Source organism: Providencia sp. PROV024 (genome assembly GCF_032709665.1).
GTDB lineage: Bacteria > Pseudomonadota > Gammaproteobacteria > Enterobacterales > Enterobacteriaceae > Providencia > Providencia huashanensis.
Map to the genome: position 1 here is coordinate 3,079,361 of NZ_CP120545.1, position 23,371 is coordinate 3,102,731.

The 23,371-nt window shown below is 39.2% G+C and carries 20 protein-coding genes; 8 read left to right on the forward strand and 12 right to left on the reverse strand.

Annotation, left to right across the window (positions count from 1 at the left end; genetic code table 11):
- Positions 1-12: 12 nt before the first annotated feature.
- Complete coding sequence (locus P3L56_RS14345) at positions 13-1,467, forward strand: bifunctional 2-methylcitrate dehydratase/aconitate hydratase (RefSeq protein ID WP_071548271.1); 1,455 nt, start codon at positions 13-15, stop codon at positions 1,465-1,467.
- Between the two features lie 129 nt (positions 1,468-1,596).
- On the opposite strand, the gene P3L56_RS14350 is transcribed toward P3L56_RS14345, so the two are convergent.
- On the reverse strand, positions 1,597-2,637 hold the full coding sequence (locus P3L56_RS14350) for a galactose-1-epimerase (RefSeq protein ID WP_166685946.1): 1,041 nt from the start codon (positions 2,635-2,637) through the stop codon (positions 1,597-1,599).
- Between the two features lie 210 nt (positions 2,638-2,847).
- A complete protein-coding gene (locus P3L56_RS14355) occupies positions 2,848-3,777 on the reverse strand; it encodes a cation diffusion facilitator family transporter (RefSeq protein ID WP_042845021.1) in 930 nt (309 codons plus the stop codon).
- 300 nt (positions 3,778-4,077) lie between these two features.
- Here P3L56_RS14355 and P3L56_RS14360 point away from each other — a divergent pair, with 300 nt between their 5' ends.
- Positions 4,078-4,515 carry a universal stress protein gene (locus P3L56_RS14360; protein ID WP_042845023.1) on the forward strand — a complete coding sequence of 146 codons (438 nt, stop codon included), beginning with the start codon at positions 4,078-4,080 and terminating at the stop codon, positions 4,513-4,515.
- A gap of 44 nt (positions 4,516-4,559) precedes the next feature.
- On the opposite strand, the gene eco is transcribed toward P3L56_RS14360, so the two are convergent.
- A complete protein-coding gene (gene eco / locus P3L56_RS14365; RefSeq protein ID WP_042845024.1) occupies positions 4,560-5,036 on the reverse strand; it encodes a serine protease inhibitor ecotin in 477 nt (158 codons plus the stop codon).
- Positions 5,037-5,301: 265 nt separating this feature from the next.
- Between eco and P3L56_RS14370 the strand changes: the two genes are divergently transcribed.
- The 3 genes from P3L56_RS14370 (at position 5,302) to P3L56_RS14380 (ending at position 7,899) form a co-directional block, all read left to right on the forward strand.
- A complete protein-coding gene (locus P3L56_RS14370) occupies positions 5,302-5,514 on the forward strand; it encodes a DUF465 domain-containing protein (RefSeq protein WP_042845025.1) in 213 nt (70 codons plus the stop codon).
- Positions 5,515-5,810: 296 nt separating this feature from the next.
- A complete protein-coding gene (locus tag P3L56_RS14375) occupies positions 5,811-6,173 on the forward strand; it encodes a nitrous oxide-stimulated promoter family protein (RefSeq protein ID WP_042845026.1) in 363 nt (120 codons plus the stop codon).
- 904 nt (positions 6,174-7,077) lie between these two features.
- Positions 7,078-7,899: a helix-turn-helix transcriptional regulator gene (locus tag P3L56_RS14380; protein ID WP_042845028.1), complete on the forward strand. Its 822-nt coding sequence runs from the start codon at positions 7,078-7,080 to the stop codon at positions 7,897-7,899.
- 214 nt (positions 7,900-8,113) lie between these two features.
- On the opposite strand, the gene P3L56_RS14385 is transcribed toward P3L56_RS14380, so the two are convergent.
- The 7 genes from P3L56_RS14385 to xerD form a co-directional block, all read right to left on the reverse strand.
- On the reverse strand, positions 8,114-12,505 hold the full coding sequence (locus P3L56_RS14385; RefSeq protein ID WP_233102461.1) for a hypothetical protein: 4,392 nt from the start codon (positions 12,503-12,505) through the stop codon (positions 8,114-8,116).
- Between the two features lie 20 nt (positions 12,506-12,525).
- Positions 12,526-13,074 carry a hypothetical protein gene (locus tag P3L56_RS14390; RefSeq protein WP_042845030.1) on the reverse strand — a complete coding sequence of 183 codons (549 nt, stop codon included), beginning with the start codon at positions 13,072-13,074 and terminating at the stop codon, positions 12,526-12,528.
- Positions 13,075-13,918: 844 nt separating this feature from the next.
- Entirely contained in the window at positions 13,919-15,436 is a 1,518-nt protein-coding gene (gene lysS, locus P3L56_RS14395; RefSeq protein WP_042845032.1) for a lysine--tRNA ligase, read from the reverse strand.
- A gap of 7 nt (positions 15,437-15,443) precedes the next feature.
- Positions 15,444-16,545, reverse strand: a protein-coding gene (gene prfB, locus P3L56_RS14400; RefSeq protein ID WP_105881210.1) for a peptide chain release factor 2 whose coding sequence is annotated in 2 segments (ribosomal slippage) — positions 15,444-16,466 and positions 16,468-16,545 — 1,101 coding nt in all. Because the reading frame shifts where the segments join, the coding sequence is not laid out codon by codon here.
- A gap of 119 nt (positions 16,546-16,664) precedes the next feature.
- Positions 16,665-18,398, reverse strand: coding sequence for a single-stranded-DNA-specific exonuclease RecJ (recJ, locus tag P3L56_RS14405; protein WP_129466205.1), 1,734 nt, complete (start codon positions 18,396-18,398; stop codon positions 16,665-16,667).
- 9 nt (positions 18,399-18,407) lie between these two features.
- Positions 18,408-19,112 (reverse strand): bifunctional protein-disulfide isomerase/oxidoreductase DsbC, encoded by a 705-nt coding sequence (gene dsbC, locus P3L56_RS14410; RefSeq protein WP_042845413.1) that lies wholly within the window; start codon positions 19,110-19,112, stop codon positions 18,408-18,410.
- A gap of 21 nt (positions 19,113-19,133) precedes the next feature.
- A complete protein-coding gene (xerD, locus tag P3L56_RS14415; RefSeq protein WP_129466206.1) occupies positions 19,134-20,036 on the reverse strand; it encodes a site-specific tyrosine recombinase XerD in 903 nt (300 codons plus the stop codon).
- A gap of 117 nt (positions 20,037-20,153) precedes the next feature.
- On the opposite strand from xerD, the gene fldB reads away from it, so the two are divergent.
- Positions 20,154-20,672 (forward strand): flavodoxin FldB, encoded by a 519-nt coding sequence (gene fldB, locus P3L56_RS14420; RefSeq protein ID WP_042845038.1) that lies wholly within the window; start codon positions 20,154-20,156, stop codon positions 20,670-20,672.
- Between the two features lie 53 nt (positions 20,673-20,725).
- Here fldB and P3L56_RS14425 read toward each other — a convergent pair whose 3' ends face one another.
- The gene (locus tag P3L56_RS14425) at positions 20,726-21,136 is read right to left on the reverse strand and encodes a protein YgfX (RefSeq protein ID WP_042845040.1); all 411 of its coding nucleotides are present in this window, start codon (positions 21,134-21,136) and stop codon (positions 20,726-20,728) included.
- Positions 21,117-21,383: an FAD assembly factor SdhE gene (gene sdhE, locus P3L56_RS14430; protein WP_042845042.1), complete on the reverse strand. Its 267-nt coding sequence runs from the start codon at positions 21,381-21,383 to the stop codon at positions 21,117-21,119. The genes P3L56_RS14425 and sdhE overlap by 20 nt, the downstream gene beginning before the upstream one ends.
- A 249-nt stretch (positions 21,384-21,632) precedes the next feature.
- Between sdhE and ygfZ the strand changes: the two genes are divergently transcribed.
- Together ygfZ and P3L56_RS14440 are read left to right on the forward strand one after the other, a co-directional pair.
- Positions 21,633-22,622 carry a tRNA-modifying protein YgfZ gene (gene ygfZ / locus P3L56_RS14435; protein ID WP_198860828.1) on the forward strand — a complete coding sequence of 330 codons (990 nt, stop codon included), beginning with the start codon at positions 21,633-21,635 and terminating at the stop codon, positions 22,620-22,622.
- An 11-nt stretch (positions 22,623-22,633) separates the two neighbouring features.
- Positions 22,634-23,254 carry an HD domain-containing protein gene (locus P3L56_RS14440; protein ID WP_071548274.1) on the forward strand — a complete coding sequence of 207 codons (621 nt, stop codon included), beginning with the start codon at positions 22,634-22,636 and terminating at the stop codon, positions 23,252-23,254.
- Positions 23,255-23,371: the final 117 nt, after the last annotated feature.

Consider the following 23,371-nt stretch of genomic DNA (forward strand, 5'->3'; position numbering starts at 1 on the left):
AAAGGTAAAATAATGACAACTCAAACCGTTAATTCGCAGAAAATTGAATTTGATAAAGTGATCAGCGACATTGTTGATTATGTAGTGAATTACCCCATTGTCTCTGATTTAGCTTACGATACGGCCTATCATTGCCTGTTAGATACATTAGGTTGTGGCATGGAGTCGCTCGAATACCCCGCTTGCAAAAAATTGCTGGGCCCTATCGTCCCCGGAACAATCGTACCTAATGGCACAAAAATTCCTGGTACACAGTTTCAATTAGATCCTGTTCAAGGCGCATTTAATCTCGGTACAATGTGTCGCTGGTTAGATTTTAACGATACTTGGCTTGCCGCTGAATGGGGGCACCCTTCTGATAACCTAGGGGGGATTTTAGCAACAGCAGATTGGTTATCGAGAGAGAACATCAGCAAAGGAAAACCGCCATTAGTAATTAGAGATGTTTTAACCGCAATGATTAAAGCCCATGAAATTCAAGGTTGTATTGCGCTAGAAAACGCCTTTAACAAAGTGGGTCTCGACCATGTTATTTTAGTTAAAGTAGCATCAACCGCCGTTGTTGCTCACATGTTAGGGTTAGAAAGAGAACAGATCCTAAATGCAGTTTCTCAAGCGTGGATTGATGGTCATAGCTTACGGACTTATCGACATGCGCCCAATACGGGCTCGCGTAAGTCATGGGCAGCCGGTGATGCCACATCACGAGCAGTTAGGCTTGCGTTAATGGCTCAAAAAGGTGAAATGGGCTACCCAACCGCTTTGACTGCTAAAACATGGGGCTTCTATGATGTTTTGTTTGATGGGAAACCACTGACTTTTCAACGTCCTTATGGTTCATATGTTATGGAAAATGTTTTATTTAAAATTTCCTTCCCAGCAGAATTTCACTCACAAACAGCAGTTGAAGCGGCTTTACAGCTCTACCAAACGCTATTGAAATTAGGCAAAACGGCGCAAGACATTGAGTCTATCGCTATCCGTACACATGAAGCATGCATCCGTATTATCGATAAAAAAGGCCCATTGCATAACCCTGCTGATCGCGATCATTGTATTCAATATATGGTGGCAGTCCCATTAATTTTTGGTCGCCTCACCGCTGCTGACTACGAAGACAATATTGCAAATGATAGTCGTATTGATGAACTACGGGCAAAAATGCACTGTTATGAGGACCCTAATTTCACGCAGGATTATCACGACCCAGAAAAACGTTCGATCAGTAATGGGGTAACCATCACCTTAAAAGATGGCCAAGTGCTAGAAGAGGTCGTAATCGAATACCCTGTCGGCCACAAACGTCGTCGTAAAGAGGGAATGCCATTATTATTACAGAAATTTAGAATAAACTTGGCAAGACAATTCCCTGAAGCCCAGCAACTACGTATTCTTAAAGCATCCCTTGATAAACCACTATTGGAAAAAATGCCGGTGAATGAATATATGGATTTATTTGTTATTTAATATTGTTTTTGTAACTGTTTCCGTCCTCTAATGTGAACAGCACCTCAAAAGTTGGACGCCATTAGTCTGGCTTTTGGGGTGTTTTTTTATCTATTAAATACCGTAAAATTAGGCTATTACGTATAAGTATCAAAATAAAAATTGGTAACAGGTTTGGCTGGTATAAATTTTGTTAGGTTGAACAAGTGAATCATATTGCTCCCCCCATTCTGGATGATTTACCGCATCTGGAGGAAACTGTGTAGCAAGTACCACACCTGAATAGGTTGTATAGGTCTGGCTTTTTCCTGATACTGCAACTAAATGATTGCCACTATAAAGCTGAAGTGCTGGCATAGTGGTCGCAATATTTAATTTCACATCCCCATTAGGTGACCCAAGTGTTGCGACAGTTTGCACTCCATCCGTAAGGGTTTTATTTAACACTAATGCGTGGTCATACCCTCCGACGTGCTGTTGTTCTTCATCTTGTAAAAAATGAAACCCAATACGCTTACCCTGACGAAAGTCAAAGCTGGTTTCTGTTACATCACGCCACTCCCCCGTAGGGATACCATCATGAGTGATTGGCAAATAGGCATCGGCATGCACTTGTAAATCATGTTCGAGTGCTGTTCTTAGCGAGTCTTCCCCTGCTAAATTAAAATAAGCATGGTTAGTGAGGTTAACAGGGCCATAATCTGTTGATTGATATTTATAGTCGATAATGACTTGATTTGTTTCGGTTAATTCATAACTCACTTCAATATAGAGACGACCAGGAAAGCCTTGATCTCCCTCAGGAGAGGTCAACACAAAAACCGCTTTCTGTGGACTAGGTTGAAGAATTCCCCATATACGATAACTAAAATTATCTTTTCCACCATGCAAGCAGTGATTACCTTGATTATTCGATACTCGATAATGTTGCCCATTAATAGTGAACTGTGATGCACAAATCCGGTTAGCGACTCGCCCAACTGTGGCACCGAGGTATACACCTTGCTCCATATGCTTTGCCATATTGGGGGCTCCCAAGATGACATCCCTTTTCCCTGTCGCTAAAGGCACTATACAGCTAACCCAACTGGCACCGAGGCTCGTTAAGATAATTTTCATCCCATTTTTATTGGTTAGAGCGATAACTTTTGGCGTTCGGAGCCTCTGACATTGTTCTTGAGTAAACTGCATTTTTCCCTCAATTATTCAGTATTAACCCGTATAGTTCGCTAGGCGGGTGTCATCATTAATGCATATTGTTTGGAAACAACTTGCTGATTTTCCATTTGTAACTCATAAAGTGCAATAACTTATTGTTAAGTTTCTAATTCATATTAGCAACAAAAAAGCCGAGCTATTAAAAGCTCGGCCTTATATAAAAATAGATTAATTCATGGTGGTTTAGTGCTTATGGTTTTTATCATATGGGTCAAGATGGGTCATAACATCTAATATTTGCGGGTTTTCCATCAATTTTTTCCGCACATTCACTGCAATATCATGGCCTGCGGTAATACTCATATTGCCATCAAGTTCTAGGTGAACATCTACTAATAAAAAATCACCTGATTTACGGGTTTTTAAATCATGATATCCAGATAACTCATTAATACCCTCTAAAACAGTGCGAATTTCTTGTAATGTTTCTTCATCAGCGCCTTTATCCATTAGGTCTTGCATCGATTGATTGGTGAATTTAAACCCCATACGAAAAACGAATGTCCCAACAATCAAAGCAGCTATTGGGTCAAGGATCCGCAACCCACATAAGCTACCAACAATACCAACTGCAACAACTAATGAAGAGGCAGCGTCAGAACGCGCATGCCATGCATTGGCAACTAACATATTAGAATTCACTTTTTTCGCCACATACAACATATAACGAAATAAGCCCTCTTTCGCGACTAAAGCCACTAAAGCTGCAACTAATGCAATCGTATGAACTTCAGGGATCAGTGCTGGGTTCAACATTTTTCCAATCGCTGACCACACCATTCCCACACCGACCACTAACAAAATAATCCCTAAAATTAATGAAGCTCCATTTTCATAACGAAAATGGCCATAAGGGTGGTCTTCATCCGGCTTTTTGTGGCTTTTTTTATTCGCAATAAGTACAACAAAATCTGCAACCAAGTCAGATAATGTATGAATACCATCAGCAATTAACCCCGAAGAGTGTGAAAAAATACCAATGATTATCTGCCAAATCGACAACAGCGTATTCACCACCACACTGATTAGTGTGCTTTTCTTTGCCGCTTTGAATTTTGCTTGTTGCGTTTCAAACTCACTCATTTTATTAGATGAAGTATTTTTTATATTCATAAAATATATTCTTTAATGAAAAACAAAACAATTATCATTCAGATAAACCTTTTAAATCAATAAGTTAAAAATGATTTCTTTGTATGCTCTCACATTCTTCGTTTAAAGTCCCATTATTAATTGTAAATAAAGCTTTTGACTAATAATAATTACCCTTTCTTTTTATTAAGTTAATAATATTAAACTTGCAAAAACACGATAAATGCGCATTTAATAGCATTTGTTACTTTCTATTTAACTTATAGTATATTGTAGGTAAGCCACTATAATTAATTTTAAATGACACTAAATGAGGTAGCTATGTATCAAAAAATCCTAGTTCCTATTGATTTGTTAGAAGATGAATTGAATCAAGAGATCCTCAAACACGTAGAAGCGTTAGCGCAGCTAGGCTCACCTGAAATTCACTTTCTGTCTGTAATCCCTAGTGTCGAGTTGTTTTTTGGTATTGAAATCGCAGCACTACCTGAAAGCCATAAAGATTCCGCTGAACGTTCAATTCTGGCGATGCGCGCACTTGAAGAAGTCATAAAAGACATCAAAGTTTCCGATAAGCAAATTAACTGTAAAGTCAGTATCGGCTCAGCTAAAGATGAAATATTAGATTATGCGCAAGAAATTAACGCAGATTTAATTGTGGTCGGTTCACATCGCCCAAGCACTTCAACCTATCTATTGGGCTCTACTGCATCCGCTATTGTGCGCCATGCTAAAACTTCGGTATTTGTTATTCGTTAAATATTTTCTGATAAAAAATGCCGCAATATGCGGCATTCTTTTAATTATTTTTTGATGGAATCCATTAGCTTACCATCGGTTGACCAAACTCGGTATTTAACTTGCATATCTGATGGCGTATAAACCACGATTGGCAGCTTACTGTTATAACGCATAAAAGCGTCATCGCCTAATTGTGTGGAAACAAAACGGTCTTTCGCAGGTTCAGGGCAGCCCATCATAGTAGAGGCAGGGCCTTTGACTTCATCTAGTTTATAGTAATCATATCCCCAGCCTTCCAATGTTTTTTTATCCAGATCTCCCATAAACCATTGGCGGTTACAATCAGCTTTGATGGTTTTCCCAATGACTAATTCAACCATAAAGTCATTTTCATTTTGTTGATTGGCAAGTTGAATGACATGACGTGTCATACCTGATTCTGCTTTTGGATATGGCGCGATCTTTTCCAACTCTTCCGTTGCTACTGCACAAGATGAAATCAGTGCCGCTGCCATTACAGATAAAATCGCTTTCTTCATTATTTATTCCTATTTCAGAAGATAAAACCAATTAAAAAAACCATACTTGGCTATATGTTAAGTTATTTACACCATAATTATCACTATGGATGATTCTTAATTACAAAAAAATAAATCACCCCCAGTATTAACGTAATCATACTTAATTTTAGTAGAGTGATCATAAAAATGATAAAAATTATGTAAATTACCCCCTATTTTAATGCACAACAGCTAGGCACTGATTATACTGAACTTGAGGCTTAATACATTCTGAGGAGGTAGTATGTTATCAGCAGATCAAGATTTAGTTTCAAAATTAGTATCTACACATCCCCGTTTTCAAACTCTTTATGAAAAGCATCATCAACTCGACAAAGAAATCAGTAAGCTCGAGGGCCCTTCAGGCGCAGGTTATAATGAACACGTAGCCAAACTGAAAAAAGAAAAATTACATCTTAAAGATGAAATGCAAAAAATAATGTTGTCGAATAGGTGATCAGCCACTTCACCACAACGATACTAGCTCAGCTTTCTCTGCCGCTTTTATAAAAAAGTGGGACTTTAGCTAAGCAGTTAATATGACTTTATTTGGCTGATATTTTAAGCCGCCATTAAGTTATTAATACTTTCTTATTTAAGAGGGTAGCTTATTACCCTCTTTTTCAGCCCTCAGTAAAATCCACCGCTTTCTTGAACACCATCAATAAATTACTCAATAATTTATCGTTAACTATTCATTACACCAATAAAGTTGTATATTAAATGTATGTTTACTGTAATAGAGGACTTGTTATGGCTGGCAAACGTATTAATCGGGAAATTAAAACAATTGAAAAGATGATAAAAATCTATGAAAAAGCACACCCAGCAACCAATGATGCCCCCGATTATTATCAAAAACTCTATTTTTATGCCGTAAATCGACTAGAGAAATGCCGTTATGGTGAAATAAAGCCCGCCTGTAAACAATGCCCTATCCATTGTTACCAACCAAAAATGCGTGAACAAATGAAGCTAATCATGCGTTGGGCTGGCCCAAAAATGCTTATTCATCACCCAATACTCGCGATACGCCACCTTCTCGATGACCGTAAACCCGTCCCTGATTTGCCACCTAAGGTTAATAAGAGAGCAAACTCTAAAGAAAGTTCATAATAAGCGAATACAGTAGATTCCACTTCATTGCATTAAAAAAGCAATATAACCCCCATCGGCTGTTATCACTAATCTTCTTATAATGATTAAAGAGCCTTACCATTATCAGTTTGTATCTATAATCCCCCCTTTAGCAATATCCTACTGTAATTTTTGAAATTTCTTCAGTGGGCTATTTGTTGCTAAAAATCTCCTTAATAGGCCATGCCCTATGCAAAAATTTATAAAATGTATTTTTTTTCAGTAATGATGGATACCTAAAAAATAGTAACCCTTAAAAACTATTTATTAAAATCTATATTTATATAACCTATCAAACCTATCAGCTTTGCCTATTGATTAAAAAACAAGATTAATGTCTCAATTTCATCCCTTTTACCCCACTTTTAATAAAGAAAATCAATCATAATGATTAATACTTTTAATAACTCAATGTAATAACATTAGTATTGATAAAATAAACTTATCAATACTACTTTTGACGAGTTTTATAGTCATTATTAACATACCTATAATTAACACTAATTCCTATAAAATGACAAACAAGCATTAAATTGAAAAAAACTCACGTTACGCGTAACAAAACAACAAAATATTAACATCCAGATGACTTTAATAAATTAGAATAATATTTCAGATAAATAACAAAAATATAGAATATTATAAAATCCCCTCCCACAAAACAACGGAAATACCTTTCAAATGAAAGGAAAAGCTCGAAAAAACCATGTTTTGAAACATTTTTTAATATTTAAATTTACAGTGTGACATAAAAACAATCGATAAATATAATTTCAGCCTTACTAGTAGTAGCGACTTTAGATATCAATAGAAGAAATAGCGTGATGTTTAATTTCGCTAATTACATTTGGAATATTTAAATGAGATTAATAAGGTGTCAATTATGCAAATTGAAAGTAACTTAAACCAACAGGTTATCAAACGAATAAGTGTAGATAGTAGTATGTCTCATAATATTATGGATTTTGCGACAAAAGGTATTTTTATTGTAGAGAAAGGTTCACTATTATTAGAAACTCCAGCTAACTTACAAACCTTAAACGAAGGGGATATCTTATATCATAAGCAAGGTTCATATTCCTTGCAAATGACTGATCCTTCAGTAGATTGCCAATTACTTTGGATAGCTTTAGATGATAAGTTTTTACGTGATTTTATTGCAACACATGGCTCTCAATTAAGCGAAATAGAGCGAAATGAGACATTCTCAAGTGACATCATTAAATTTACCTCATATTCATTAATTGATGATATTAAAAATAGCCTGAACTCATTTATCGATCATGAATATCCTGAAGTAATTGTTTCCCTTCGTGTAAGTGAATTACTCTTATTATTAAGCTACAGTGAGCAAGGCGCTTTATTATTATCTAATTTTAGGCAACTCAGTAGCCGACAAGCGGAACGTTTGCAATTATTTATGGAAGCCAATTACCTTAAAGAATGGAAATTAAGCGAGTTTGCACGAACGTTTGGTATGGGGTTAACGACCTTTAAAGAATTATTTCATACTGTATATGCTACATCACCACGCTCATGGATCAGCGAAAAACGAATTATGTATGCACACCAATTATTAGTTAACACTGCAATGAGTATTGTGGAAGTGTCAATGGAAGCTGGCTTTTCTAGTCAATCCTACTTTACACAAACTTATCGCAAGCGGTTTGGATATACGCCTAGCAGATCAAGAATAGCGGCTTAATATCGCAGCATATCGCGCATAGACACATGCCCTGTCAGTTATAGAAATTTCAGCTTTAACTATAAACTGGCAGAAAGGCACCCTCCGTCGTCCCCCCCCTTTCTAATTAACATCCACTGACTAAATTCCCCCCTAGATTACTGATACCATAAAAAAAGTAGCCTGCCTTTTAATGACAAACTACTTCTCAAGATAATCTTAGGTAGCCGCTAAATTATTTAGCTTTAATAATTTTCAAATCAATAATAGACATTGAATTAGGTGGCACTTCGCCCGGTATCCCTTCAACGCCATAACCGCCTTCTGGTTTGATGTACACTTTAACCATTCCGCCTTCTCCAGCCCGTTCAACAAATGAATTCAACGGTGTCGGTAACTGGTCATAAGGTAATGTGACTGGGTTTTGCTCAGTATACATTACAGTAACCTTACCATCCGTTAGTTGCTCCCTCATAATAAAAGTAACATCTTTACTCTTAACATTTTTTATCGGTGAGCCGGCCTGAATAATTTTATAATAGGTATTACTATCAAGTTTACTGTATTTTTGAGCGGTAATTTGCTCAATTATTTTCTGGTTTTTCTTCGCGTTTTCTGCAGCTATTACTTTTAAATCTTTACTAGGAAGGGCTCTTCCAGCTAAACCTGCTGTTGAACTTGTTCTTCCCTTCGCTTTTAACGCATCGTTTTCAACTTGTAACTGAGTAATGCGACGATTTAAATCCATTATTTGTGATTTTAATGCATTATCACCGGTTACAGAATTGAGCGAATCTAATTCTCTTTGCAGTTTTTTCAATTTTGTTTGGGCTGCAGCCGATTCTTTTTGTGAATCCACTTTCAAAGTACTGATAAGCTTATTTGCATCAGTGAGTTGCTGCTCAAGCTTTTTACTTTCATTTTGTTGAGTCGCCAATTCTCCCTGAATTGATTTTTTCTCTGCATCTAACTTCGTTAAAGCAACTTCCTTTTGTTTCAACAAGGTAATTTGTTTATTTAGATCAGCAGTTAACTCTTTAATCTGTTTATCATTTGCTTGACCGATCAAAGCGGTTTGTTTTTCCACGTTCGCTTGCAGTTTTTGCAGCTCTGCGTTGGCTTGTTTTAACTGCGCCTGTGCCGTGGCGTAATCCTGCTCATTTTTCTGCAAACGCGCTTGCAGCGCAAGCTGCTGCTTCTCGCTGTCAGTAAACTGTTTCGATAATGCATTTTGCGCCGCTTGGTGCTCTGCCAGCTGTTTCTTCGCTGCCGCCAGTTCGCTTTCTAACGCCGCTTTCTGGGCTAATTTCGCGGTTTGATCCGCTAATGATGCTTGGATTTTATCCGCTTGCTGCGCTTTGTCTTGTAACTGCTTCGCCAACTGCTGGTTCTGCTGCTCTAAAGCTTTCGCTGCTGCTTGTTGCTTGGCTAACGCTTCGCGCGTGGTTTGGCTTTCTGCTTGCGCTTTTTCCAACCCAGCTTCTTTTTGTTTCAATAACGCAATTTGTTTATTCAAATCCGCCGTCAGCGCTTTCACTTGCTCATCGCTGGCTTGGCTCATCAAGGCAGTTTGTTTTTCCACGTTCGCTTGCAGTTTTTGCAGCTCTGCGTTGGCTTGTTTTAACTGCGCCTGTGCCGTGGCGTAATCCTGTTCATTTTTCTGCAAACGCGCTTGCAGCGCAAGCTGCTGCTTCTCGCTGTCAGTAAACTGTTTCGATAATGCATTTTGCGCCGCTTGGTGCTCTGCCAGCTGTTTCTTCGCTGCCGCCAGTTCGCTTTCTAACGCCGCTTTCTGGGCTAATTTCGCGGTTTGATCCGCTAATGATGCTTGGATTTTATCCGCTTGCTGCGCTTTGTCTTGTAACTGCTTCGCCAACTGCTGGTTCTGCTGCTCTAAAGCTTTCGCTGCTGCTTGTTGCTTGGCTAACGCTTCGCGCGTGGTTTGGCTTTCTGCTTGCGCTTTTTCCAACCCAGCTTCTTTTTGTTTCAATAACGCAATTTGTTTATTCAAATCCGCCGTCAGCGCTTTCACTTGCTCATCGCTGGCTTGGCTCATCAAGGCAGTTTGTTTTTCCACGTTCGCTTGCAGTTTTTGCAGCTCTGCGTTGGCTTGTTTTAACTGCGCCTGTGCCGTGGCGTAATCCTGCTCATTTTTCTGCAAACGCGCTTGCAGCGCAAGTTGCTGCTTCTCGCTGTCAGTAAACTGTTTCGATAATGCATTTTGCACCGCTTGGTGCTCTGCCAGCTGTTTCTTCGCTGCCGCCAGTTCGCTTTCTAACGCCGCTTTCTGGGCTAATTTCGCGGTTTGATCCGCTAATGACGCTTGGATTTTATCCGCTTGCTGCGCTTTGTCTTGCAACTGCTTCGCCAACTGCTGGTTCTGCTGCTCTAAAGCTTTCGCCGCCGCTTGCTGTTTGGCTAACGCTTCGCGCGTGGTTTGGCTTTCTGCTTGCGCTTTTTCCAACCCAGCTTCTTTTTGTTTCAATAACGCAATTTGTTTATTCAAATCCGCTGTCAGCGCTTTCACTTGCTCATCGCTGGCTTGGCTCATCAAGGCAGTTTGTTTTTCCACGTTCGCTTGCAGTTTTTGCAGCTCTGCGTTGGCTTGTTTTAACTGCGCCTGTGCCGTGGCGTAATCCTGCTCATTTTTCTGCAAGCGCGCTTGCAGCGCAAGTTGCTGCTTCTCGCTGTCAGTAAACTGTTTCGATAATGCATTTTGCGCCGCTTGGTGCTCTGCCAGCTGTTTCTTCGCTGCCGCCAATTCGCTTTCTAACGCCGCTTTCTGGGCTAATTTCGCGGTTTGTTCCGCTAATGACGCTTGGATTTTATCCGCTTGCTGCGCTTTGTCTTGTAACTGCTTCGCCAACTGCTGGTTCTGCTGCTCTAAAGCTTTCGCCGCCGCTTGCTGTTTAGCTAACGCTTCGCGCGTGGCTTGGTTTTCAGCTTGTGATTTTTCTAAGCCTTGTTCTTGTTGCTTGAGCAAAATAATTTGCTTATTCAAATCCGCCGTCAGCGCTTTTACTTGCTCATCGCTGGCTTGGCTCATCAAGGCGGTTTGTTTTTCCATATTTGCTTGCAGTTTTTGCAGCTCTGCATTGGCTTGTTTTAACTGCGCCTGTGCAACTGAGTAATTCTGCTCGTTTTGGCTTAATTGAGCCTGTAATTGAGCTTGCTGTTTTTCACTATCTGCTAATTGTTTTGCGAGTGTGTTTTGTGTGGTCTGGTGATTGTTAAGCTGTTCTTGAGCTTCTTTTAATGCAACTTCTAAAGCGGCTTTTTGTTCTACTTGAAGTGTTTTTTCTGCTAATGATGCCTGGATTTTCTCAGCTAACTGTTCTTTCTCAACTAATTGCGACTGCAACTGTTGGTTTTGTTGTTCTAATAATTTCGCACTATCTTGCTGCGCCTTCAAAGCCACTTGAACATCATCTTTTTGGCTCTGTACTGCTGCTAATTCACTTTCTTTCTGCTTAAGCAACTCTTTTTGCTGCAACAGTTCAGCAGTGACTGATTTTATTTGCTCATCAGTATTGCCTGCCATCTGTAATTGATTTTTCGCATCTAACTCTAATTTAGCAATATCCGCTGTAAGTTGTTCAATCTTCAGATTTGCTGCAACAAATAATTGTTCTTTCTCAGCCAATTGCTGTTTAAGTTTTGATTGCTCAGTAATACTATCATTCAATTGATTTTCAAGTTGAGCAATGGTTTCTTGTGTTTGCTGGTTTTCTTGGCTTAATTGTTCAAGGCTATTTTGTTTTTGCTCAATAGCTTTTTGCGCTTCAGCTAATTTAGTATTCAAAGTATCAATTAGCGATTGATCATCTGATGAATCTAATACAGCCTGTAATTGTGCGATTTGCTCTTTATTTTTAAGCACCTCAGCATTCAGTTTATCAATCTCAAATTGTTTCTCAGTGATTGTATGCGTCAACTGAGCAATACTCTTATTATGATTAATAAGTTCTGCGACTAATTGATCATCGTTCAACAAGTTGTTATACGCAATTAATTGCCCTACCCCTTGCGCAATACCAAATTTATATAAATTGGTTAATTGCTGACGTTCAATAAGTTTAGCTAATTGCTCAAGGTAAGCTGAAGCATCAATACCCGTTGGTTTCGTATATTTAGATGAATACAAACCCAGTGGATCGAGGACAAGTTGATATTTCGCAAAGTCTTTCGCGAGATAGGCCGGATTCCATTGATTACTCTGGAAAAAATAAGGATAGGACGACAATAAAACAGGTGCAACCACATTTTCGGTTGTCACTGCACAAACTTCAGGAAAGGTTGTTGTACCTGAATTTTCAGCCTCAGTTTTCGCTACATCATTTTTCTTGTTTGATGCCGCAGCTGATTTTTTCTTCCCTGAGTTCTTTCCTTTGGTCCCTTTGTTGGCTGCCGCAGACTTTTGTTTTTCATTTGGCGCAGGGACCGTAGATAGCGAAGAAAAGATATCATAACCTTGGTTTTGTGTATTAACTGGTAATTGTTGTTTTTGCTCTTGCACCTTACCTTCTTTTTCTAATTGAAGGTAAGTATCAAAATCATCAATAACATTGTTAAAGCGCTCTGCTTTTGGAGCATGACTAAAAAAAGTCGTAACAAGTGCCAGCGACACACAAAGCCTAAGGTTTATTCTCATAATCCACTAATTTTCTTCAACGTTGATTCGGTAGACAATACTGAGTTATAGCGAACTTTTGCGCACAACACTTTAGTTTTAGACTCTATTGCCATTTGTAATAGTTCAATTGTGTCGGGGCTAGCAGTACCTTCAACTTGTCGATATAGGCGGTTGATTTCGCTAACCTCTTTAAATGAACCTACTAAGCGATTGTAATCTTTAGGTGAGAGCGTTTTTAATGCGTTTAATTCTTTAACACACGTATTTAGATGAGCAAATGTTTGCTGGTTAGCCGCATTATCACCATAACTTGTGGATGCTATTGGTGTGCGGTCGATAGCATTATTTAGAACTTTTTGAGATTCAGGGTAAGAATCATCAACCTGCCCTTGAGTTGCGGTTGCATCCGCTACTGGTTGAGCGGTATTAGTATTGACTACCTGCTTACTTGGGGTGTTCGGTGTTGCTGTATTGTATGTGTCTGAGCCAAATGTACAACCTGAAAGAAGAGCTGTACTTGCTATAAGCAAAGATGCAACATAAAATTTATTTTTTAAAAACATATGGTTACCTTACCAGCACTTTTCTTCGCTATTATAATGATGTCCAAGAAACCTAGTGTAAGCTAAAAATTAGCTATTTTCTATAAGCCCGAATGTAGAAATAGAGTGTTCTCATAAATTTATGATTAAATTAATTTTAGTTTCAAAATAATTTTATCGCTACATTTTAGTTATTTTTATGAGCTTATTCTCATTAATACGCCAAATAAGTGATAACTCAACACCTATGAGTGGGCTTTTTAATTATATTATGTTAGCAAAAGATTATTTAAACCGTTAACCTAATCGTAAATCAAACAGTCTAATAACATCTTAGGTCAAGCCTAATTCTAAGTATTTCTTTGTAACACTTGCTAACAAATAAAGCAGTCATCCACTTTGCAAAACAAATCTATTTTTCATTTTTATTACAAACAACGGGTTAAAGAATGCTTTAGCATAGCGAAGAGCTATCCATAATAAATGTAGTTCACTTTAAAAAATTAGCTACAAACCCCGCAAAAAAAACAATAAAACTTATATTTAATCAATATGTTGCATAGAGGCACACATTAGTATAACAGTAATTTTGCGCCATCAATTATACCAGCTATCTGTCAGAATTACTTATATTAAATTGATACCATTCGTAACTCAAATTTATTTTTGATTTTAATATATGTTTCATTCGTCGTATTTAGCAGGGGCACAGCGATTAAATGTGCAAACTTAAACGAGACATTGCAATATAAAACAAACAAGGTAGTAATTTTACAACTAAAATGATGAGCTTGAATAAAGCATAAAAAGAGTAAAAGGATGGGGATAAATAAAATGCCCAGATTTAACTGGGCATATATAGTATTTAAGCTTTACTTGGACGCAATGCAGGGAACAAAATAACATCGCGAATTGTATGACTGTTAGTAAACAACATCACCATACGGTCAATACCAATACCAAGACCAGCTGTTGGCGGTAAACCATGTTCTAATGCAGTAACATAGTCCTCGTCATAGAACATCGCTTCGTCATCACCTTCATCTTTTTGACGAACTTGTTCGGCAAAGCGCTCTGCTTGGTCTTCCGCATCATTTAATTCCGAGAAACCATTACCGATTTCACGACCACCGATGAAGAATTCAAAACGGTCAGTGATGAATGGGTTATCATCATTGCGACGCGCTAATGGTGATACTTCAGCCGGATATTCGGTGATAAAAGTTGGTTGGATTAAATGACTTTCCGCAACTTCTTCAAAAATCTCACATTGAATGCGACCAAGACCCCAGCTCTTCTCAATTTTGATACCAATTGATTGAGCAATCGCAACCGCTTTATCCATATCGTCTAAGTCAGCAACATTAGTTTCTGGACGATATTTACAGATAGCTTCTTTCATTGTTAATTTAGTAAATGGTTTACCAAAATCAAACTGCTGCTCACCATATTGAACAACCGTATTCCCTAACACTTTTTGTGTCAGTGTACGAAAGAGATCTTCAGTTAAAGCAATCAGATCACGGTAATCCGCATACGCCATATAGAGTTCCATCATAGTGAACTCTGGGTTATGGCGTGGAGATAGCCCTTCATTACGGAAGTTACGGTTAATCTCAAATACACGTTCAAAACCACCAACAACTAACCGTTTTAAGTACAGTTCTGGTGCAATACGTAAATACATATCAATATCTAACGCATTATGATGAGTAATGAACGGACGAGCAGATGCCCCGCCAGGGATAACTTGCATCATTGGTGTTTCGACTTCCATAAAGCCATTATCCACCATGAAATTACGGACTTCTGCAAGGATCTTCGAACGAACAATAAATGTATGACGTGACTCATCGTTAGCAATCAAATCAAGATAACGTTGACGATAACGTGTTTCTTGGTCTGCTAACCCATGAAATTTATCAGGCAAAGGGCGAAGCGCTTTAGTTAATAAACGCACTTCGTGACAATGAACCGTTAATTCACCTGTTTTGGTTTTAAATAAACGACCTTTTGCACCAAGGATGTCACCTAAGTCCCATTTTTTGAATTGCTCATTGTAGACGCCTTCGGCTAAATCATCGCGAGATACGTAAATTTGGATGCGCCCACCAACATCTTGTAACGTGGCAAATGACGCTTTACCCATAATACGGCGAGTCATCATACGACCTGCAATCGACACTTCAATATTTAAGTCTTCAAGCTCTTCTGATGTTTTATCATCATATTGAGCATGAATTTTGTCAGAAATATTTTCACGACGAAAATCATTGGGGAATGGAATACCCTTTTCACGCAATGCCACTAATTTTTCTTTGCGGGCTTTAAGTTCGTTATTCAAATCAGGTGCTTGTTCAGCGCCTTGTTGTTCCTGAGACATTTTTTCCTCACAGGCCAGCTTTTAAACTAGCTTCAATGAATTTATCCAAATCACCATCCAGTACGGCTTGCGTGTTACGCGTTTCCACACCAGTACGTAAATCTTTTATTCTTGCATCATCAAGGACATAAGAACGAATCTGGCTTCCCCAGCCAATATCGGATTTGTTCTCTTCCATCGCTTGCTTATCTGCATTTTTCTTCTGCATTTCCAGTTCGTATAACTTAGCTTTTAACTGGCGCATCGCTTGGTCTTTGTTTTTATGCTGCGAACGGTCATTCTGGCATTGAGTCACAATATTCGTTGGAATGTGTGTGATACGAACCGCTGACTCTGTTTTGTTAACGTGCTGACCACCAGCACCAGAAGCACGGTATACATCAATACGCAGATCCGCTGGATTAATGTCGATATCAATATCGTCATCCACTTCAGGGTAAATAAACGCAGAACTAAAAGAGGTGTGACGGCGCCCACCTGAGTCAAACGGGCTCTTACGCACTAAACGGTGAACCCCGGTTTCCGTTCTTAGCCACCCGTAGGCATAGTCACCAATAATTTTGACCGTTGCAGATTTCAGCCCAGCAACATCACCATCAGATTCTTCAATAATCTCGGTTTTAAAGCCCTTTGACTCTGCCCAGCGCAAATACATGCGTAACAGCATACTTGCCCAATCTTGCGCTTCAGTACCGCCAGAACCTGCTTGTAAGTCAATGTAGCAATCAGCGCTGTCATACTCACCTGAGAACATACGGCGGAATTCGAGCTGCTCTAACTTACCTTGTAGTAGCTCTAACTCAGCACCGGCTTCGTTGAAAGTATCTTCATCGTCGGCCTCAACAGCCAACTCCAATAAACCTTCTACGTCCTCAAGGCCTTGAACCATCTGGTCAATCGTTTCTACGATAACTTCAAGGGATGAGCGTTCTTTACCAAGTGCCTGAGCCCTTTCTGGTTCATTCCAGACATCTGGTTGCTCAAGTTCAGCGTTGACTTCTTCTAAGCGTTCTTTCTTGGCATCATAGTCAAAGATACCCCCTCAGAACCTCTGTCCGTTCAGACAGGTCCTGAATCTTACTTTTTACTGGGTTTATTTCAAACGTCATTTTTCAATATCTTATGGTTAGTCAAAAATAAAATTTTTATTTACAAACCGTTTAGTATAACGGAATTTATCTCAGGTTTATAGCGGCATCAAACGCTATTTCTCTGGCTATTTGTTAGCTCAATCCGGCCAAATATGTTCAACCATTAACTGGACATTTTTTTGCCCACGGTATTCATTTACATCAAGTTTAAACGCAATTTTTGCTTTCTTGATGCTGTTATCAGGCCACCGGCGAACATCAATATTAAACATGATGGCATCTAGCATAGGCCCACCACAAACAGGTTCTAACATCAATTTAAGGTGACGCTCCCCAACTAACCTTTGTTGTAGCAACTGGAAATGCCCGTCAAATACAGGTTCAGGGAATGCTTGCCCCCATGGGCCACTTTCGCGAAGAAGCTCAGCTGTTTCTAAACAAAATTCATGGCGCGATAACTCACCATCGCTCCAAACTACGCCTGAAAGCTGCTCGGGCTGAATGAGCTCACCCATTAATAGTTCAAAATGATGTTTAAAAACATCAAATTTATCGACGTCCAAAGTCAACCCAGCCGCCATGGCATGGCCACCAAATTTTTGCATCAGCCCAGGTTGTAAGGTATTTAGCCGCTCTAAAGCATCTCGCATATGTACACCTTGAATTGAACGCCCTGACCCTTTTAATATCCCATCCCCTGCCGGTGCAAAAGCAATAACCGGGCGATGGTATTGTTCTTTTATCCTTGAAGCCAAAATCCCAACAACACCTTGGTGCCATTCAGGATGGTAAATCGCTAAGCCATTAGGCAATGGGTTATTACCGTATTCAAGTTTATTAAACAGAACCAATGCTTCTTGTTGCATCCCTGCTTCAATATCGCGACGTGTTTGGTTTAAACCATCAAGTTCGTTAGCAAGCTCCCGAGCATAGGCCATATCATCTGTTAATAATAACTCAATACTCACGGACATATCGTCTAACCTACCCGCAGCATTTAGCCTTGGACCAAGTGCAAAACCGAAATCATTTGCGACTAACCTAGATAAGTCCCGTTTAGAAACTTCAATTAATGCTTTAATACCAACACAGCAACGGCCTGCTCTAACACGGTTTAAACCTTGATGAACTAAAATGCGATTATTGGTATCAAGGGGAACCACATCTGCCACAGTCCCTAATGCGACTAAATCAAGGTACTCTGCTAAATTAGGCTCACTAAGACCTTGTTGCGTAAACCACCCTTGTTGGCGTAAATGTGCACGCAATGCAGACATCAAATAAAAGGTCACGCCAACACCAGCGAGTGATTTGGACGCAAAACGGCAATCATTTAGATTTGGGTTAATAATTGCATCAGCTGCAGGTAAAACTTCGCCGGGCAGATGGTGATCCGTAATAATGACATTTATTCCATATTGGTTAGCTACGGCAACTCCCTCATGAGATGAAATACCATTATCAACAGTAATAATTAAATTTGTCCCGCGTTTATAAGCTTCTTCAACAACAAGCGGCGTTAAACCATAGCCATTTTCAAAACGATTAGGAACAATATAATTAAGGTTTGCATAGCCCATCGCTTTTAAGGCGCGGATAGCTAATGCCGTGCTCGTTGCCCCATCTGCATCAAAATCACCAACGATGGTGATCGCCTGATGTTCAACCAATGCGCGATAAAGCAGTGATAACGCATCCCCAATACCAGCTAATGAACGATAGTCCAATAAATTAGACGCTTTACGTTCTAATTGCGTTATGTCCGTGATCCCCCGATGCCGATAAATGCGCTGTAACAGCTCCGGTAAACCAGGTAATTGGACAGCCGAGTTATCTTGGGTTCTTTGTTGTAATAACGTTTCTACATTCACAATAATTAACTATTTTTGGTCAAGTAACTGGATAAGAGCATCTGGCTTAAGAAAACCGGGTAACATTTGGCCGTCTGGTAATATGATGGCAGGCGTCCCTGTGACTTTAAATAAATTGCCGACATTCATATGTTTGCTTAAGTCAATTTTGCAACCATCAATCATCGCAATTTCGTCCCCTTTAAATGCCTGAGTCAAGGCTTTTTGAGGGAGACCATTACACCATATTGATGCCATTTTTTTACCTACGTCGCTATCAGCGCCTTGACGCGGATATGCAAGATAACGAACCGTAACCCCTTTACTGTTTAACTCACCAACAGATTCATGCAATTTTTTACAGTAACCGCAGCTAATATCGGTAAAGACAGTAACAACATATTTTTCTCGAGGCGCTTTGAAAATAATCATTTCATTTTTTAGTGCTTCAATTTTTTTCATCAGTGGCTGATTACTAATATTGACTGGGTTTTTGCCACTCATGTCATAAATCGGCCCTTGCAGTAAATATTTACCGTCGTCAGTGATATAAACAATACCAGTTGTTGTTTCAACGACATTCAAGCCGACTATTGGTGAGGGTTTAATTGCCTCAACCGACATATCGTATTTTTCTAACGTATCGCGGATCACTTTTTCTTCGGTTGCGCCATATACTGTCGCTGTAAATGCCGTAATACACGCGGCAGCCAATAATAACAATTTGCGTTTCATAGATAATCCTTTAATCATACATCACCCCCTTGGGTGATGTTGCTCATGTAACATGCGTAACCGTTCTGTGGCAACATGGGTATAAATTTGTGTTGTGGATAAGTCACTATGACCTAATAACATTTGCACAACACGTAAATCCGCCCCGTGGTTCAATAAATGGGTTGCGAATGCATGCCTCAGTACGTGGGGTGAGAGTAGTTCAGTATCAATATGAGCAAGTACTGCATAATATTTTATCCGATGCCAAAAAGTTTGCCGTGTCATTTTAGTGCCACGCTTACTGGGAAATAAAATATCGCTGGTTTTGCCATTCAATAGTTCAGGACGACTTTCATCAATATATTTTTCTAGCCAGTATATTGCCTCTTCTCCCAATGGAATCAATCTTTCTTTATCACCCTTACCTACCACACGGATGACACCTTGACGTAAACTGATATCTGAAAATGTTAAGCCTATCAATTCAGATACTCGCAAACCACAAGCGTACAACACTTCTAACATCGCTTTATCTCGTAACTCAAGCGCATCCTCTGTTGCGGGTGCATTCAATAAATCTTCGACTTGCCGCTCACTTAAATCCTTAGGTAAACGCTGAGGGATTTTGGGTGCTGCAATAACCGCAGATGGGTCATCGAGACGTATTTTTTCACGATACAAATACTGAAATAACCTACGCATAGCACTTAATAGGCGAGCAGAGCTGGTCGCTTTATAACCGCCATCAATGCGTTCTGCTAAAAAAGATTGCAGGTCAATTGACTGAACACTTTCTAAATACAATTGGTGAGCATCAAGCCAGTTGTCTAACGACTGAAGGTCATTACGATAAGATGCCAAAGTGTTTTCGGCAAGATCTTGTTCTAACCAAATGGTATCAAGAAATTGTTCAATTAATGGATTAAGTTGTTTTGTTTCCACGAAAAATGAGCTTCCTTAGGGTAAGACCACACAATTCTATTATGCCTGAATGTAGTTGCTTCTGTTACAATACATCTCTTGTGATGAAAACCATAGCTGGACATAGTAACAATATATATGAAAATAGGTCTTTTTTACGGTTCTAGTACCTGTTATACCGAAATGGTTGCAGAAAAAATACGTGATATTCTGGGCGATGATTTCGTCACACTGCATAACGTTAACGATACACCGCCAACTGAAATGGAACAGTATGATGTTCTTATTTTGGGAATACCAACGTGGGATTTTGGTGAAATACAAGAAGATTGGCTAGAAATTTGGGAAGCGCTTCCCACTCTTAACTTAGCAAATAAAATTGTTGCTATGTACGGGTTAGGAGATCAAATAGATTATAGCGAATGGTTTCTTGATGCCTTGGGCATGTTATACCACCAATTAAAACCAACAGGTGTCAAATTTGTCGGTTTTTGGCCTACTGATGGCTATGAATTCGAAAGCCCAAAACCCTTAAATGAACAGGGTGATAAATTTGTTGGGCTAGCATTAGATGAAGTTCATCAATTTGAGCAGACCGATGAGCGCATTGCGCAATGGTGTGTGCAAATTTTGCAAGAAATCGAAGCTTCCCTGTAATACATGAACATAAGTGACTAAGGTTCTTTACGGCTACTTGTTTTTCAGTAGCCTTAAATATCAGGGTATTGAAGTAATAATTGGTTCAAATTACGCCAACTTTCCTCAGAAACAGAGTCTTTAGCAACCCATAGGTGAATTTTTTGTTGCTTACCTTGTAAAGCTTCTAATGACAATAAGATGCCATAGCGGCTCAACCAAGGTGCTTTCACAATATTCCATTCATTCTTTTTCCATTGGACTTTATTACCATTAACCAACACAGCAACCCCTTTTATTTTGCTGATGTTCTTTTGGCTTTTTGCCCAACTAGCCACCACAACCGCAAGAAGTGGCAACCATATCATTGAATGAGCCGGTGCCCATGGTGCAACAAGCAAAAACATGCCTACTGCCCCATGAACACAGGTTGAAAAAAACTGTGTTTTCCATGAAATGGAAAGATTAGATTTCCACAGGACCACGATTTTTATTTTTTTCCTGAATCAGTTTTACCATACGAAATAGCTCGTCGTCATCTGGGCGACCGTGATTCATTAACCAGTTAAATAAATCAGGGTCCGCACACTCCAATAAACGGACAAACACCTGTTTATCATTGGTTGTCAGACTATCATATTCATACTCAAAAAATGGCATGATTGAAATATCTAGCTCACGCATACCGCGGCGACAAGCCCAATGAATTCGCGCCTTGTTCTCAATATCCATTCCACTACGACCTTTTGTTGCAGTTAACTGATAAGATTGATTATTTTCAATACTCTAACAGATTATCTACTGAGAAAACATGCCATAGGCTACATTGTTGTAATTTTAGTAGTAAAATGCCGTTTTTCTACAAACAGATAACAAAAAAATACTCAATAATACCCGTGGTATCATAATAACTACTTGCAATGTTATCTAGCTATTTTACCATTAAGCACCTTTATCTATCAAAGAACAACAGGTGAAATCATGACTACCCAAATTGATATTGATAGTACACAACAATTTCCCTTTGAATCACACTCTTTACCGCTCGTTTTGATTTCACTGGAAAACTGGGAACTTATCCACCTTCATGGCCTAGACGCAGAAAAATATTTACAAGGCCAAGTGACCGCAGATGTTGCCACACTCACTCAATCACATGCATTAACTGCCCATTGCGACCCAAAAGGTAAAATGTGGAGTGACCTGCGGTTATTCCATCATTTAGAAGGGTTCTCTTATTTATTAAGAAGCAGTATTGCTGATACGCAACTCGCTGAACTCAAAAAATATGCGGTTTTTTCCAAAGTAACATTTGAGAAAAAAAATGAGCTTAAGCTACTTGGGGTAGCGGGTAAAGGAGCAAGAGCAGCACTTTCAGCAGTCTTTAGCGTTTTACCTGACGAACAAAACCAAGTAGTCACTGACGGTGATTCGACTTTACTCTATTTTTCATTACCTACAGAACGTTTTTTAGTGGTTACAACAGAGGCAACAGCACAGACAATAGTGCAGACACTCGGTGCCCCACAAGTCAGTGATGAACAGTGGTTAGCACTCGATATCGAAGCAGGCTTTGCCGTTATAGACCAAGAAAATAGCGCTCAACACTTACCTCAAGCGGCTAATTTACAAGCTCTTCCTGATGGAATTAGCTTTAAAAAAGGCTGTTACACGGGTCAAGAAATGGTCGCTAGGGCCAAATTTCGTGGTGCCAATAAACGCGCAATGTATTTGTTAAAAGGAACAGGTTCAACACTCCCAAATATTGGTGAAGGCGTTGAATGGCAACTCGGCGATAAATGGCGCCGTACTGGGACAGTTCTTGCCACGGTTCGCTTAGGGAATGGCAAAATATATGTGCAAATCATTATGAATAACGATATGGCACCTGACAGTGTTTTTCGCGTTATGGGTGATGAGCAAAGCCATTTAACTATCGTACCGTTGCCATATTCATTAGAAGAAAAATAGTTGGGGTTTTTATGTCATCTGTATTAGGTAACGAGCCTATTGAGGTTATCAAGTTTGGGGCTTTTACCGAGGTCGTCCAATTTTTAATGGAATTAGATAAGCTCAAAAGTATTTACCGTAAAAATAAGTTATTGAATCGCGAACGCCAAGAAAATACTGCCGAACATAGCTGGCAGTTTGCAGTTGCAGCCATGAGCTTCGCCCCTTATGTTCAAGGTGTTAACATTGAGCATGCGATTAAATTAGCATTAGTTCACGACATAGTTGAAATTGACGCAGGTGATGTAATGGTATTCGATAATGCTGCTCGTGACGCTATCCATGAAGAAGAAGTTAAAGCGGCTAATCGTATTTTCAACCTATTGCCTAACCCGCAAGCTGAAACGCTTTTAGCATTATGGAATGAATATGATGCGCTTGAAACTCCTGAGTCCATTTACGCCAATGCGATTGATAGGGCTATGCCAATGCTGATGAATTTACATAATCAAGGGCAAAGCTGGGTTGAAAACAACATCCGTCTTGAGCAAGTAATCAGTAAATGTGATTATATAGAGCAAATTCTTCCTGATTTTTATCAACAACTTAAATTACAGTTAGAGCAAGCCCAGCAAAAAGGCTGGTTACTGTAATTCCCGATAAGCGGCTTAACGGCCGCTTATAAAAATCCTATAACCTCCTTCAAAACTAATTTTTAATACATTTAATAATTTGCTAATTAATAAGATGTTACCTATGGTTTAAACAAA